This is a genomic window from Pseudomonas sp. 2995-3 (assembly GCF_002742565.1).
GTDB lineage: Bacteria > Pseudomonadota > Gammaproteobacteria > Pseudomonadales > Pseudomonadaceae > Aquipseudomonas > Aquipseudomonas edaphica.
This window is the reverse complement of the sequence record NZ_LJSB01000462.1, coordinates 1-13,375: the sequence shown is the minus strand read 5'-3', so window position 1 is coordinate 13,375 and position 13,375 is coordinate 1. Positions and strand designations below refer to the sequence as shown.

The following is a 13,375-nucleotide window of genomic DNA, read 5'->3' as shown; positions in this document are numbered from 1 at the left end:
CACGACCCATGGGCCAGGATGTGTTCCTGTCATTGATGAAACAGGCACTGATGACGGTGCTGATGCTCTCGGCGCCGGCGCTGGGCGTGGCGATTATCGTGGGTTTGAGCGTAGGGCTGTTCCAGGCGCTGACGCAGATCCAGGACCAGACCCTGCCGCAGGTGGTAAAGCTGGTGGCGGTATTGCTGACCATCGTGTTTCTCGGCCCGGTATTGGCCGGGCAAGTCGCGGAACTGGGTGGCCAGGTGCTGGACAACTTCCCGATGTGGACGCGCTGACCGCCCATGGATGCCAGCCTGACCGCGCAGTTCCTGGAAGTCGCCTATCCGGTGATCAGTTCTGCCTCGCTCGCCGCCTGTCGAGCCATGGGCGTGGTGGTGATCACCCCGGCGTTTAACCGCCTGGGCCTCACCGGCATGATTCGCGGCTGTGTGGCCGTGGCGATTTCCATCCCGATGTTCTTTCCGGTGTTCGATGCGCTGACCCACATGCCCGAACACGGCAGCGTGTTTATCGCCGGCTTGCTGATCAAGGAGTTCCTGATCGGGATCCTGATCGGCTTGCTGTTCGGCATTCCGTTTTGGGCGGCGGAAGTGGCGGGGGGGGTGATCGACCTGCAACGCGGCTCGACCATGGCGCAGCTGGTGGACCCGCTGTCCACCGGCGAGTCGAGCGTGATGTCGACCTTGCTCACGGTGATGCTGATCACGCTGTTCTTTATGTCCGGCGGTTTTATCCTGATGGTCGACGGCTATTACCACAGTTACCAGTTATGGCCGGTGACCGCATTTACGCCGGTATTTGCCAGCTCCGCGTTGCTGGCGGTGCTGTCGATCCTCGACCAGATCATGCGGGTTGGCGTGCTGATGGTCTCGCCGTTGCTGATCGCGTTGCTGGTCACCGACTTGATGCTCGCGTACCTGTCGCGGATGGCGCCGAACCTGCATATTTTCGACTTGTCGTTGCCGGTGAAAAACCTGTTTTTCTCGATTCTGATGGTGATCTACATCGGCTTTTTGATCCCGCTGATGCTCGACCAACTGGCCGAGTTTCGTGGCACCGTCGAGCTGCTTAAAACCCTGGCGGGCGTGGAGTAGCCCATGGCCGATACCAGCGAAGAGAAATCCCAGCCGGCCACGGACAAAAAGCTCAGCGACGCGCGCAAGAAAGGCCAGGTCGCCAAGAGCCAGGACCTGGTGTCGGGCATGGTCATTTTGTTCTGCACCCTGTGCATCTCGATTCTGGCGCCACGGGCCATGGCCCAGGTGACGGCGCTGATCGACCTGACCGCGCAGATCTATATCGAGCCGTTCGCCACCGTGTGGCCGCGGGTGCTGGACCATGCCGAGCAGTTGATCATCGGTATTACCCTGCCAGTGATGGCGGTGACCACCGGGGTGGTGATCCTGACCAATATCATCACCATGCGCGGCTTTGTGTTCTCGGTGGACCCGATCAAGCCGGAGTTCAAGCGCATCAACCCGGCAGAGGGCATGAAGAAGATCTTCGCCCTGCGTAACCTGGTGGAGTTCATCAAGGGGTTGGTCAAGGTGCACGTGTTGGCGATTGCGTTCTATGTGGTCGGCAAGCACGCGCTGCAGGCGCTGATGGAGTCTTCGCGCTGTGGCGCCGAATGCATGGAGTCGACGTTTTTCCTGGTGCTCAAGCCGCTGGTGTTTACCGTGCTGTGCGCCTTTATCACCGTGGGCGCCGTTGACGTGTTAATGCAGCGTTGGCTGTTCGGCCGCGACATGAAAATGACCCGCAGCGAAACCAAACGTGAACGCAAGGACATCGACGGCGACCCGCTGATCAAGAGCGAGCGCCGGCGCCAGCGCAATGAAATGCAGGCACTTGCGACCAAGCTGGGGTTGGGCCGTGCGTCGATGATGATCGGGACTACCGATGGCTGGGTGATCGGCGTGCGCTATGTGCGCGGCGAAACGCCGGTGCCAGTGATTGTCTGCCGCGCCGCGCCGGAGGAGGCGTTGCTGATGTTGCAGGAGGCTTACGATTTAGGCATCCCGCATGCGCCGGACCGGGCCTTGGCGGCGGAGATTGCGCGCAGAACCGTACCCGGTGACCCGGTGCCCGACGCCTCATTCCAGGCCGTGGCGGATTGGCTGGTCGCCGCCCGCCTGATCTGACCCAACACACCACTCAGCCGTTACCCAAATGACGGATATATACCCACCCCATCACCGATGCTGAAACCGCGGCAACGCAGCAATCCGCAACTTAGGTTCCTGCAACCGCGCCAAGTCAGCAGCAATCTGCGCCCGCCAAAAATGCGCCCCCGCCAACTGCGCATCCACCCACGCCTGGCGCAGCAGCACCTTGGCCTTGTCAACCGAACCATAGTGACCTTGGCGCAAGATCAGTTGCGCCTTGATCCGCAACATCTGCGGCACAAACCAGCGTTCATGATGGCCAATCGCCAATTGCAGCGTATCTTCCAACACCTCCAAAGCCAGTTTTTCCAGGCCCAGGCGCGCCAGGCCCAAGGCGTATTCACAGCGCAGCAGGCTGTAGAGCTGGCTGTCGCCCTGGCTTTGCAGGTGTTGCAAGGCTTCACCCAGTTGCGGCACGCCCGTTTCCGGTGAGCCCTCGCGGATCAGCAGGATGTTCTCGAAGCACAGGCGAAATTGCCGCCAGATCGGCAAGTCCTGGAGCGTAGTGCTGCTTTGCAGCAGGCCCAGGTAATAGCGCACCTGCGGCAGGTTGGACGCCAACAGCGCCAGCGGCAGTGCGCCCAGGCACAGGGTGTACCAGAGGGTGGCGGGGTGGTCGAGGCTGATGGCATCGTCGACGCAGCTGGCGATCAGGCGCAGCGCCGGGTCGACGTCGCCTTCGAGCAATTGCACCTTGGCCTTGAGACAACGGGCGGCAATGCGTTGGTCAAAATGCACGTCGATGATGTGCGAGCGCGGTGCCGACGGCGAGCCAAGCGCTTCATCGATGTTTTGCCGCGCGCCCAGCAGGTCGCCCATATGAAACAGCGCCACGGCGCGCATGCGTTTGCCGAGCAATTGCTGATTGCCGCCGCTGTTGAGGGCGATATAACGCTCGGCCAGTTCCAGGGCTTCAGTGTATTGGTTGCAGCCGCAGCGGTCGGTCCACAGGCCCCACAAGGCGCGCATTTTGTGTTCGGCATCGCCCAGGTCGCGGGCATCTTCGCGGACTTGGCGCCAGGCTTCGCGCATTTCCGCGCCGGTGCCGTAGGTCAGCATCAGTACGCTGGCCAGGGCGGTTTGCAGCAGCATGCGCTGACGCACGGCCAAGGGTACGACGGCGTCGCTGGCCAGGCCCTTGTCGACCCAGGTTCGGCATTCACTGACCCGCGACAGGCGCAACCACAACGGCACGCCGCCCAGGGTCAGTTCGATGGCCAGGGGCAGCTCGCCGCTGGCGGAATAGGCCCAGTCCAGAGCCGAGCGAATGGTGCTGCTTTCGGGGCCGTAGAGGGCGATCCAGGTGTCTGGCGACAGGCCGTCCAGGGTTTGCCCGGCTTCTTGCAATACGCCGAGGGCATAGTGGGCGTGGCGCCGGCTGGTGGCATTGACTTCGCCGTGTTCTTCGAGCTTTTCCAGGGCATAGGCGCGGGTGGTTTCCAGCAGGCGATAGCGTTTGAGCAACTGCGCATCACCGGCGATCAACAGCGATTTGTCCATCAGGCTTTCGAGCAACGGCAGGGCGTTGCGTGGGTCCAGGCTGCTGCTGGCGGTCATGGCCTTGACCGCATCCAGGGTGAAGGAGCCAGTGAACACCGCCAGTTGACGCAACATGGCCTGCTCGTCACCACTGAGCATCGAGTAGGTCCAGTCCAGCGTGGCACTGAGTGTGCGATGGCGGGCGAGGGCGGTGCGTCGGCCGGTCATTTGCAGGCGGAAACTGCCGTCAAGCAGGCCGACCAGGTCCTGGACGCCAAAGGTCCGTACCCGGGCCGCGGCGATTTCGATGGCGAGCGCGTTGCTGTCGAGTTTGCGGCAGATGGCGCAGACGGCTGCCACGTCGGTGTCGTTGAACACAAAGTCGGGGTCGAGGGCGCGCACGCGCTCGACAAACAGGCGCACGCCGGACCAGGCCATTGCCTCACTGGCGTTGAGGCGGGTGCCTTCGTCGGGCACTTCCAGTGGCGCCAAATCATGCACCCGCTCACCGTCGGCGCGCAGTGGTTCGCGGCTGGTGGTCAGTACATAACATTGTGGGGCGCAGCGCAGCAGGGTCTCCACCGCGTCGGCGGCGGCCGGCAGTACGTGTTCGCAGTTGTCCAGTACCAGCAGCAGACGGCGTTCGGCCAAGGCGGCGGCGATGGTCGGCAGCGGTTCAGTGCTGACGGTCTGGATCCCCAGGGCGCTGGCGAGCATACCGGCCACCCATTGCCCGCTGGTGGCGGGCGCCAGGTCGACGAAGCAGGTGTCGAGCTTGGATTCATGCGCCAGCCGCTGCGCCACGGCGGTGGCCACGGTCGTCTTGCCGATGCCGCCGGGGCCGGTGAGGGTGACGAAGCGCTGGCTGAGCAACTGCTCGGCAAGGCTTGAAATCAAGCTGTCGCGGCCGATGACCTCGCAGGACGGCACTGGCGGCGCGGGCTCCTCGGTGCGTGCGCAGAGCACCGGCAGGCTTTCTTCGCCGGCGGTTTGCACGGTCACCGGCGCCACAAAGCGATAACCACGCCCCGGCACGGTGACGATATAGCTGAAGTTGCCATCGTCGCCCAGTGCCCGGCGCAATGCGACGATCTGTGCACGCAGGTTGCATTCCTCCACCACCACCTTGGGCCAGGCGAAGGCGATCAGCTCGGTCTTCTCCAGCAATTCACCGGCGCGGGTCGCCAGGGCGATCAACAGGTAGAGGGCGCGACTCCCCAGGCTGACCGGCTCGCCGTTACGCAGCAGCACGTGCTGCCTGGCCAGTAACAGGAAGGGGCCAAAGCCCAGGACATTCTCGGCGGCTGCCGGGGTCGGGTGATCGGCGTCCATCAAGGACACCGCGTGGTTCTTGCTCGAGCTCATCAAATCGTCCTTTTTATAGTCGGGCTTGTTATTGGCGATCAGGCCATTCGCCCTTTTTGGGGTACAGATGTGCAGCAGCAGTCTTGGAAAGTTGATGTCGATCAAAACGTCGGAAAGGCCGCCCTCCTTTGGGGCGTAGTCGTTGTTATGGGCGTATCACAGCGCATGTCCCGGAGGATGAGACTGTCGCAAAGCTGAAACATTTTATTACCAGAAACCCTGATAAAGCAGAATGTATGCCAGTTGGCATGTACCAAAGATGACAACAACCATATGAAATTTATGGTGATTTTTAGGGTCGTTGGCGACCAGCGAATGCCTTCGTTCGGAAACACGAATATTTCTAATTGTGTCGTTCGGGATGCCGACTAAAACGCTGGCGATTTGGCGGTGGTTTATTGGCTTTGTATTACAAAGTATCCCCGCACCACCTTGATACATCGGCATGACGTTCTGGCGTGTCGGCGACACAGAGCGGATACACGCCTGGCTTTAACTCTGTTCACCAGCTGGCGCAGGCGGTCACCCACCGCCACACGCGCCCTGGCCACACTCAGTCAAGCCAGGAGATCCACCGATGAAGCGACCCTACGCGGCCCTTGCGGCCACTTTCGCCCTGTCCCTCAGCGCCTTTGCGGCGATGGCCCATGCCGACGACGCCAAGCCCCAGGAAAAATGCTTCGGCGTCGCCCTCGCCGGTGCCAACGACTGCGCTGCCGGTAAAGGCACCTCGTGCGCCGGTACCGCCACCGCCGATTACCAGGGCAACGCCTGGGTATTGGTCGACAAGGGCACCTGCACCCAGATCAAGACGCCCAAAGGCTTCGGCAGCCTGACGGAACAGCCGTGATCCAGCGCCTGTTGCCCCAAGCGCTGCTGTTGCTGGTGGCCCGGCTGGGCATCGCAGCGGTGTTCTTCCTGTCGGGACGCACCAAGGTCAGCGGATTTATGAGCCTCAAACCGTCGACCTACACCTTGTTCCGTTCGGAATACGCCTTGCCGCTGATCCCGTCGGACTGGGCCGCGCACCTGGCGACCTACGCCGAACACCTGTTTCCGCTGTTGCTGCTAGTGGGCCTGCTGACGCGCCCGGCGGCCGCCGCGCTGCTGGGCATGACCCTGGTGATCGAGGTGTTCGTATACCCCGAGGCCTGGCCGACGCACCTGACCTGGGCGGGCCTGTTGCTGCCGCTGCTGGCCTATGGCGGCGGGGCGTGGTCGCTGGATCGCCGGCTGTTCGGCAAACCTTAACAACCCTGATGGAGATACCCGATGCGCATGCTTTCTTCTTTGGCCATGGCCATGGCCCTGACTGTCCCCGTGCTGGCCCAGGCGGCCGATACACCGCAGCCCGGCACCGGCAAAAGTGTGGTGATCGTGCCCGGCTCGTTTGTCGACGGTTCTGGCTGGCGCGTGGTGCACGACATCCTGATTCACAAGGGCTACAAGGTCACCGTGGTGCACCAGGGCCACGAAAACCTCGCGGCGGATGTGGCCGAGGCGCGTGAAGTGCTGGAGCAACAAGTCGGCCCCGTGGTGTTGGTGGGCCACAGTTCCGGTGGCGCGGTGATCTCGATTGCCGGCGACCGCGACAAGGTCAAGTCGATGGTCTACGTCTCGGCGCTGCAGCCGGAAGTGGGCGAGAACATGGCCCAGTTGATCGGCTCGATGCCGGCGCCCAGCGATGACATCAAGCAGAGTCGCGACGGCCACCTGTTCTTTGATCGCAGCAAATACAACGCCGATTTTGCCGCCGACCTGACCCCCAACCGCACCGACTTCATGGCCGCCTCCCAAGTGCCGGCTACCACCGCCTTGTTCGGCGGCACCGTGTGGGCGGCGGCGTGGCACAAAAAGCCGACGTATGCCGTGGTGTCCACCGAAGACCGTGCGCTGAGCCCCGCGCTGCAACGCTGGATGTACCAGCGCGCGGGTTCCAAGGTCACCGAAATCAAGGCTAGCCACTTGGTGTACATCTCCCAGCCTGAGGCTGTGGCGAAGGTCATCGAAGACGCGGCTTCCGTTATCAAATAATCCCTCTCTCCCTACACAAGACCTCAAAAGGAAATAACCATGAACACAGCACTTAAATCCCGTCTGAGCCTCGCCGCTGCCGCCGCCCTGATTGCCATGGCGTCGGCGTCATTCGCCAGTGCCGCCAGCGCCGCCGACCAGCAGGAAAAGCCCGGCCGCTGCTACGGCGTCAACAGTTGCAAGGGCGAAAGCCTGTGCGCCACCGCCAAGCACGACTGCAAGGGCCTCAACAGTTGCAAGGGCGAGGGCGTGATCGTCAAGACGCCGTCTGAATGCCTAAAGGCCGGTGGCACGTTGACTGAGCCGAAATAACGCCTTCCTGTGGCGAGCAAGCTTGGTTGTGCAGCGCCTCCAGAAACGGGCGACTGCTGCGCAGCCGAGCGGGAGCAAGCTCCCTCGCCACAGTTTTTGCTGGAGTACCGATGATGCCGACATTTAACCCGCGCTTTTCCGGCTATGGCCTGGGGCTGCGCAAGGAGCATTACTGCGACTTCCTGGAAACCTTGGTGCCCGTGGATTTTGTCGAAGTGATTTCTGAGAATTTTATGGTCGCAGGTGGGCAACCACGGCACATCCTGCGCCAGATTCGCGAGCGTTACCCGGTGGCGCTGCACGGGGTGTCGATGTCGATCGGCACGGCCGAAGGGCTGGACCCGGAGTACCTGCGGCGTCTCAAAGCGCTGGTGGATGAGGTGGAGCCGCTGTTTGTCTCCGACCACCTGAGTTGGTCGCGCAGCGGGGGGTTCAATGCCCACGATTTGTTGCCGGTGCCCTATACGGACGAGGCTCTGGACCGCGTTTGCGCCAATATCCACCAGGCCCAGGAGGTGTTGGGCCGCACGCTGCTGGTGGAAAACCCGTCCAGCTACCTGGCGTTTGACGGTGCCAGCATGAGCGAATGCGCATTTATCGCCGCTATGGCCGAGCGCACGGGGTGCGAGTTGTTACTGGACATCAATAATGTGTTTGTCAGTGCCAGCAATCATGGCTTTGATGCCCTGGCCTTTCTCGAAGACATTCCCGCTGAGCGCGTGCGCCAGATTCACTTGGCCGGCCATAGCCAGGGCCGTGAGCTGTTGATCGACAGCCACGACAGCCCGGTGTGCAGCGGGGTTTGGGCGTTGTATGCCAAGGCTGTCGGGTTGCTCGGGCCGGTGGCCACGATGATTGAGCGCGATGATGCCATCCCGCCGCTGGCCGAATTGCTTGAGGAACTGTCAATGGCGCGGGCTTTGGGGCTGGCGCAATGAACCTGGCGCAGTGGCAGCAGGCATTTCGCACGTGGCTGGTGAGTGCGTCGGATGATTCGGCCCGACTGCTGGGCGACCGGCACGCAGGCCTGGCGGTGTACCAGAACAACTATCGCGCGCAGCTGGTGGGTTGCCTGGAACAGGCGTTTCCGATTGTGCGACGTTGGCTGGGCGAGGAGGCGTTTCTGGCGGCCAGCATTACCCATATCGACCAGCAACCCCCGCATGCCTGGACCCTGGATGCGTATCCCGAAGGGTTTTACGCGACCTTGAAGACCGTATTGCCGAATAACCCGGATGTGCATGAACTGGCCTGGATCGAGTCGGCGCTGAATGAGGCGTTTGTCGCCGCCGATGCGACGCCCTTGCCGTTGCAAGCCCTGGCCGAGCTGGATTGGGACAGCGCAGTTTTGCGCCTGACGCCGTCGTTGCGCTGCCATGGGCTGACTACCAATGCTGAGGCTATCTGGTCGGCACTGTGGCAAGACGCGCTTGCGCCGCAGGCAATGATGCTGGAACAGGCAGGTGGATTGTTAGTGTGGCGGCGTCAGTACACCTCACGTTTACGTCAGGTCAGTGCGTTGGAGCTTGAGGCCGTGTTGCACCTGCAGGCCGACGGCAGCTTTGCCGGGCTGTGCGAGTTTCTGGTGGCGCGCCTGGGTGAAGAGGCGGGAGTGGCCCAGGCCGGTGAATACCTGGCCGGGTGGTTAGGCAGTGAGTTGATCGTTGACCCTGTGGCGAGCGGGCTTGCCCCGCGTTGGAGTGCGAAGCACTCCCAGTGAAGCCACCTCGGGTATTCCTGACGGACCTGGTCAGCCAGGTTTTGGGGCCGCTTCGCAGCCCAACGCGGGGCAAGCCCGCTCGCCACAACAAGCCAGTTCTCCACTACAGCCCCGTTCGCAGCGAAGGTCTGGATAGTCTTAGCCATCCAAAGATGAAAATTCGGACAGCCAGGCAATCGGCCACTGAAAAAAATTCGCGCAACCCTTAATCTAAGGGCCTTTGTCACCTGTGCGGATTGTTCATGTCTTCTGTTGCCGATGGGCTGCCTTCCAATAAACGCTTGCCGGCGGTGATCGCCTTGTCTTTGGGCATTGGCATGGCAACCCTGGACACCGCCATCGTCAATACGGCGCTGCCGACGCTGGCACAAGGTATCGGCACTGATTCGGCCTCGGTGATCTGGGTGGTGAACGCCTACCAGTTGGCGATTATCGCCACGGTGCTGCCGTTCGCGTCGCTCAGTGATGTGCTCGGCCACCGGCGCGTGTACCTCGGCGGCTTGCTGCTGTTTATTGTCTCGTCGCTGTTTTGCGGGTTGGCCGGTTCTTTGCTCACCCTGACTGCCGCGCGGGTGGCCCAAGGGCTCGGGGCGGCGGCGGTGATGAGTGTCAACACGGCGTTGTTGCGGCATATCTACCCGTCAAAAATGCTCGGGCGCGGCCTGGGCTATAACTCGCTGGTGGTGGGGTTGGCCTTCACGCTGGGGCCGACCGCCGCGTCGGCGATTCTGTCGGTGGCGAGCTGGCATTGGCTGTACCTGATCAACGTGCCGCTGGGGCTGCTGGCCCTGGGGCTGGGCCTGCGGTCATTGCCGACACTGCCGTTGACCGGTCACGCGTTCGATCGGTTTTCGGCGCTGTTGTGTGCTGGTCTGTTCGCGCTGTTGGTGCTGGGGCTGGGCACGGCGGTGCATGGCGCCCAAGGCACACTGACCCTCGGTTTGATTGCGCTGGCGATGGTGTGCGGCGCATTGCTGTTGCGCCGTGAAGCCGGTCACCCGGCGCCGATGCTGGCCGTGGACTTGTTCAAGCGCCCGGTGTTTGCGCTGTCTTCTCTCACGGCCATCTGTGCGTTCAGCGCCCAGGGCCTGGCCTTTGTATCGCTGCCGTTTCTGTTGCAGGCGGTGCTGGGGCACAGCCAGGTGGCAACCGGTTTTTTGATGACGCCGTGGCCTGCCGTGGTGGCGGTGATGGCCCTGGTGGCGGGGCGGCTGGCGGATCGTGTGTCGCTGGGCCTGTTGTGCGGCATCGGTTTGCTGATGCTCAGCGCGGGCATGGCGGCGTTGGCGACCTTGGGCAGCGGCGCAAGCGCCTTCGATATTGGCTGGCGCATGGCCTTGTGCGGAGCCGGTTTCGGTTTTTTCCAGTCACCCAACCTCAAGGCGATCATGACCAGCGCGCCGTTGGCCCGCAGCGGTGGGGCCAGTGGCATCGTCGCGATTTCACGCTTGCTGGGGCAAACGCTGGGGGCGTCGTTAGTGGCGTTCTGCTTTCACCTCTCCCTGGGCAGCGGCCCGCAATACGCGCTGTGGCTGGGCTGTGGGTTTGCGCTGGTGGGCAGTGTGGCCAGTGGGTTGCGCTTGTTGCCGTATAAACACAAGGTTTAGCCCTTGTAAAACACGCGGCGGCAACGCTAACGTGGCGGCCTGAATATTTCGGGATGTTTCAGATTTATGTCCAGCCTGGCTCTACGCACTGCTGATACCACCTCCCGACGTGCCGCACTGACCCTCGCGTTATGCCTGCCCAGTGATGTGTTGCTCTACTTGCTGCTGCCCATGGAATCCCAGGCCTTTGGCATCACCCTGGCCCAGGCCGGGGTATTGCTTGCAGCCAACCGCCTGGTGCGGATTTTCGGCTACCGCCATGTGTTGAATTTCTACGCCCGTAATGGCGACCGGCTGACCTGCATGATCGCCGCCGGTGCCGCCACGGTGTGCGCCTTGGGCAACTCGATGCTGTCAGGTTTTGCCGCTTTGTTGGGGCTGCGGCTGATCTGGGGCCTGTGTTTTGCCGCGCTGAACCTGTCGACCCAAGTGTTGGCCACCTCTGAGCCTGCGGGCGCGGCGCGCAGGGCAGGGCGCTCCAGGGCGGTGATCGCCCTCGGGCCGATGCTGGCGCTGCCGCTGGGGGGCTGGCTGACCCTGTGGGCCGGGCCGCGACCTATCTTCATGATTCTGGCCGGCTGCTGCCTGGCGGGCGTGTGGGTGGCACGTGGTTTGCCGACCGCTGGGCATGATTTGCACAGCACCGGGCGCCGCTTCAAGTGGCCGGACAGCGTGGCGGTGTGGTCGTTTATCGAAGGCGTGGCGTTGGACGGGCTGTTTATCTTTGGCCTGTCGATCCAGGCGCAGAAGATTCTTGGCGGCGATGCGGTACTGATCGCCGGCGGCCTGATGGCACTGCGCTATGCCTCGGAGATGCTCCTGAGCCCGCTGGGTGGGCGTGCGGCGCAGCGTTTTGGTGCCACCTCGATGCTGCTGTTGTTTTCGTTCTTGAGTGCCTTGGCGCTGACGGCATTTGGCAGTTATTGGGTGATCGTCGGCGCGGCCGCGGTACTGGTGTTGCGCGCCTTGCAATTGCCGTTGGTGACCACTTTGGTGGCTGAGCGCAACCCTGGTTCGATGCGCGTTTCGGCCCTGGCCTCCAACGCGGTGTGGCGCGATGTCGGCGCTGGCCTTGGGCCGCTGATGGCGGGGTTGCTGCTACCGGTGGCGTCGGCGCCGTGGGTGTTCGGTCTGGCAGGCGCGGCGATTGCCGTCAGCGCCGTGTTCTGCTGGCGCGCGAAGGTTTCCAACTGATTATGGTTTTTTGAAGCCTTCCAGCCAGGCGGGGTCGAAGCGGGTTTGTTCGGTGTCGATGCCCAGTGCCTGCATTTTCGCCCTATGCGCTTCCATCTCGCCGACCAGTTGCGCCTGGGCGCTGGAGTTGGCGTCCAGGTCATGCATCTGCGTCAGGCCCAAGTGGTAAAAACGCAGCACTTTGAGGGCAGTGGGGTCGTTGGCCTGTGCGCGGTCCTTGAGGGTGTGCATCACATTGGTCACGCGCATCAGGTTGCGCTTGAGCTGCCAGCCGTACACTGCAGGCGCCAGCCATGGTTGGGTCCAAAATGGGCCGCGCACCAGGGCGACGGTGATCAGCACCCCGGCGAATACGCCGCCGATGTTGAAACGCAAATTATCGCCGCCGGGTTCGCCGAACAGCATCACCGCCAGGGTTGATAGCAGCATGGCCAGGGCCATGAACAGCACGGCGATGATCAGCGTGCTGCGGCGGGTTTGTTGGCGGAAGGTTGCGGGGTCGCAGGGTTTGAGCTCGAACATCCGGGTCAGGTCTCAAGAAAGGCGGGGTGGCATCTTCGCATGCTTTGGGCAAACAAGTTGAACGATGGCTTGGGGTGGTTTCTCTAAATCCGTGTAGCCCTTTTGAGGTAAGCCATCATGTCTGAGTACAAGCAACCGCCGCCGGGTACACCTGACCCTGACCGTACGCCGGGAGAGGAGGAGCGTGACAACGATGCGTTGCGGCCCAATGACCCGGCCGAGCGTCAGGACGAAGATGATGTGGAGCGGGTTGAGGAAGACCTGGAAAACCTGCATGACAGGGCGCGCCCGCTATAGGTTCAGGAGGTGACTGTGAGTAATCATCCGAAAGGCCCGGGTTCGGGCGAGCATGCCAGCGGCGAGAATGAATTGGGGTTTGATCCGGATTCGCCTGATGTGTCGGACCCGCAGGTTGATCCTGTTGGGCCGGCGATTGCGCCGTTGGATAAGGACAAGGAGCAGCGGAAAAAGGTGGATTATGATCCGTTGGGGGATCTTAAGAAGCCTGGGTGATGTTGGCGCTTTTGGTGTACATATCCGTTGTTGCGGTAACGGCGGCTTATGGTTCCGCTCTTACAGCGGGTCACTTTTGGCAAACGCCCGGAATGCCGGCCCAGCCAAAAGTAACCAAAAGGTCTTCGCCCCACCACTCGGCACCTCGCTAATGCTCGGTGTGCCCTCACTCCGGCTTGAATCCGTGGGCCGCCGCGATGGGCCATCCTTGGCCCAGCGCGGCTAACCCGGCGTCCTGCCGGGTTACCCACGGATTCAAGCCTGCGTTCGGCCATCGTGGTTGACGGGGCGTCTCAGATATAAATCAAGATCTACAGCACGGCGGCCTGAAAGCCGACCTGAGTGGTTGAATCAAAAGCGAAAAGCGGATTTGCATACACTGAGGATCTGCTTTTCTGTGGGAGCTGGCTTGCCTGCGATGCAGACACCTCGGTACATCAGGCACACTGAGTTGATGC

General features: G+C 62.3%; 15 protein-coding genes. 13 read left to right on the top strand and 2 right to left on the bottom strand.

The window, feature by feature from the left end; genetic code table 11:
- The first annotated feature begins 8 nt into the window (after window positions 1-8).
- From AOA62_RS30755 to AOA62_RS30745, 3 genes are read left to right on the top strand one after another with little or no spacing between them, the layout of a single operon-like run.
- Window positions 9-278 carry an EscS/YscS/HrcS family type III secretion system export apparatus protein gene (locus AOA62_RS30755; RefSeq protein WP_016969171.1) on the top strand — a complete coding sequence of 90 codons (270 nt, stop codon included), beginning with the start codon at window positions 9-11 and terminating at the stop codon, window positions 276-278.
- Window positions 279-284: 6 nt separating this feature from the next.
- Window positions 285-1,097, top strand: a complete 813-nt coding sequence (gene sctT, locus AOA62_RS30750; protein WP_099550513.1) for a type III secretion system export apparatus subunit SctT — start codon at window positions 285-287, stop codon at window positions 1,095-1,097.
- 3 nt (window positions 1,098-1,100) lie between these two features.
- A complete protein-coding gene (locus AOA62_RS30745) occupies window positions 1,101-2,147 on the top strand; it encodes an EscU/YscU/HrcU family type III secretion system export apparatus switch protein (RefSeq protein WP_099550512.1) in 1,047 nt (348 codons plus the stop codon).
- Between the two features lie 51 nt (window positions 2,148-2,198).
- Here the strand turns inward: AOA62_RS30745 and AOA62_RS30740 are convergent, their stop codons facing one another.
- Entirely contained in the window at window positions 2,199-5,015 is a 2,817-nt protein-coding gene (locus AOA62_RS30740; RefSeq protein WP_178075679.1) for a winged helix-turn-helix domain-containing protein, read from the bottom strand.
- Window positions 5,016-5,592: 577 nt separating this feature from the next.
- Between AOA62_RS30740 and AOA62_RS30730 the strand changes: the two genes are divergently transcribed.
- The 8 genes from AOA62_RS30730 (at window position 5,593) to AOA62_RS30695 (ending at window position 11,882) form a co-directional block, all read left to right on the top strand.
- Complete coding sequence (locus AOA62_RS30730; RefSeq protein ID WP_017137583.1) at window positions 5,593-5,865, top strand: DUF2282 domain-containing protein; 273 nt, start codon at window positions 5,593-5,595, stop codon at window positions 5,863-5,865.
- Complete coding sequence (locus AOA62_RS30725) at window positions 5,862-6,266, top strand: DoxX family protein (RefSeq protein ID WP_017137584.1); 405 nt, start codon at window positions 5,862-5,864, stop codon at window positions 6,264-6,266. Before AOA62_RS30730 ends, AOA62_RS30725 begins: the two co-directional genes overlap by 4 nt.
- A gap of 21 nt (window positions 6,267-6,287) precedes the next feature.
- A complete protein-coding gene (locus AOA62_RS30720) occupies window positions 6,288-7,049 on the top strand; it encodes an alpha/beta fold hydrolase (RefSeq protein WP_017137585.1) in 762 nt (253 codons plus the stop codon).
- 39 nt (window positions 7,050-7,088) lie between these two features.
- Window positions 7,089-7,361 (top strand): hypothetical protein, encoded by a 273-nt coding sequence (locus tag AOA62_RS30715; RefSeq protein ID WP_017137586.1) that lies wholly within the window; start codon window positions 7,089-7,091, stop codon window positions 7,359-7,361.
- Between the two features lie 113 nt (window positions 7,362-7,474).
- Window positions 7,475-8,299, top strand: coding sequence for a DUF692 domain-containing protein (locus AOA62_RS30710; protein ID WP_099550547.1), 825 nt, complete (start codon window positions 7,475-7,477; stop codon window positions 8,297-8,299).
- On the top strand, window positions 8,296-9,081 hold the full coding sequence (locus AOA62_RS30705) for a DNA-binding domain-containing protein (protein ID WP_099550510.1): 786 nt from the start codon (window positions 8,296-8,298) through the stop codon (window positions 9,079-9,081). Before AOA62_RS30710 ends, AOA62_RS30705 begins: the two co-directional genes overlap by 4 nt.
- A 242-nt stretch (window positions 9,082-9,323) precedes the next feature.
- Entirely contained in the window at window positions 9,324-10,688 is a 1,365-nt protein-coding gene (locus tag AOA62_RS30700; RefSeq protein ID WP_099550509.1) for an MFS transporter, read from the top strand.
- A 66-nt stretch (window positions 10,689-10,754) separates the two neighbouring features.
- Window positions 10,755-11,882: an MFS transporter gene (locus tag AOA62_RS30695; protein WP_017137590.1), complete on the top strand. Its 1,128-nt coding sequence runs from the start codon at window positions 10,755-10,757 to the stop codon at window positions 11,880-11,882.
- On the opposite strand, the gene AOA62_RS30690 is transcribed toward AOA62_RS30695, so the two are convergent.
- Complete coding sequence (locus tag AOA62_RS30690; protein ID WP_099550508.1) at window positions 11,883-12,404, bottom strand: DUF3087 domain-containing protein; 522 nt, start codon at window positions 12,402-12,404, stop codon at window positions 11,883-11,885.
- Between the two features lie 117 nt (window positions 12,405-12,521).
- On the opposite strand from AOA62_RS30690, the gene AOA62_RS30685 reads away from it, so the two are divergent.
- Both AOA62_RS30685 and AOA62_RS30680 read left to right on the top strand, forming a co-directional pair.
- The gene (locus AOA62_RS30685) at window positions 12,522-12,701 is read left to right on the top strand and encodes a hypothetical protein (RefSeq protein WP_099550507.1); all 180 of its coding nucleotides are present in this window, start codon (window positions 12,522-12,524) and stop codon (window positions 12,699-12,701) included.
- A 15-nt stretch (window positions 12,702-12,716) separates the two neighbouring features.
- The gene (locus tag AOA62_RS30680; RefSeq protein ID WP_017137593.1) at window positions 12,717-12,917 is read left to right on the top strand and encodes a DUF6021 family protein; all 201 of its coding nucleotides are present in this window, start codon (window positions 12,717-12,719) and stop codon (window positions 12,915-12,917) included.
- Window positions 12,918-13,375 lie beyond the last annotated feature (458 nt).

Coding starts and splice junctions, on each gene's coding strand:
- AOA62_RS30755 (WP_016969171.1), top strand. CDS start 9: ATGGGCCAGGATGTGTTCCTGTCATTGATGAAACAGGCACTGATGACG.
- sctT (WP_099550513.1), top strand. CDS start 285: ATGGATGCCAGCCTGACCGCGCAGTTCCTGGAAGTCGCCTATCCGGTG.
- AOA62_RS30745 (WP_099550512.1), top strand. CDS start 1,101: ATGGCCGATACCAGCGAAGAGAAATCCCAGCCGGCCACGGACAAAAAG.
- AOA62_RS30740 (WP_178075679.1), bottom strand. CDS start 5,015: ATGAGCTCGAGCAAGAACCACGCGGTGTCCTTGATGGACGCCGATCAC.
- AOA62_RS30730 (WP_017137583.1), top strand. CDS start 5,593: ATGAAGCGACCCTACGCGGCCCTTGCGGCCACTTTCGCCCTGTCCCTC.
- AOA62_RS30720 (WP_017137585.1), top strand. CDS start 6,288: ATGCGCATGCTTTCTTCTTTGGCCATGGCCATGGCCCTGACTGTCCCC.
- AOA62_RS30715 (WP_017137586.1), top strand. CDS start 7,089: ATGAACACAGCACTTAAATCCCGTCTGAGCCTCGCCGCTGCCGCCGCC.
- AOA62_RS30710 (WP_099550547.1), top strand. CDS start 7,475: ATGCCGACATTTAACCCGCGCTTTTCCGGCTATGGCCTGGGGCTGCGC.
- AOA62_RS30705 (WP_099550510.1), top strand. CDS start 8,296: ATGAACCTGGCGCAGTGGCAGCAGGCATTTCGCACGTGGCTGGTGAGT.
- AOA62_RS30700 (WP_099550509.1), top strand. CDS start 9,324: ATGTCTTCTGTTGCCGATGGGCTGCCTTCCAATAAACGCTTGCCGGCG.
- AOA62_RS30695 (WP_017137590.1), top strand. CDS start 10,755: ATGTCCAGCCTGGCTCTACGCACTGCTGATACCACCTCCCGACGTGCC.
- AOA62_RS30690 (WP_099550508.1), bottom strand. CDS start 12,404: ATGTTCGAGCTCAAACCCTGCGACCCCGCAACCTTCCGCCAACAAACC.
- AOA62_RS30685 (WP_099550507.1), top strand. CDS start 12,522: ATGTCTGAGTACAAGCAACCGCCGCCGGGTACACCTGACCCTGACCGT.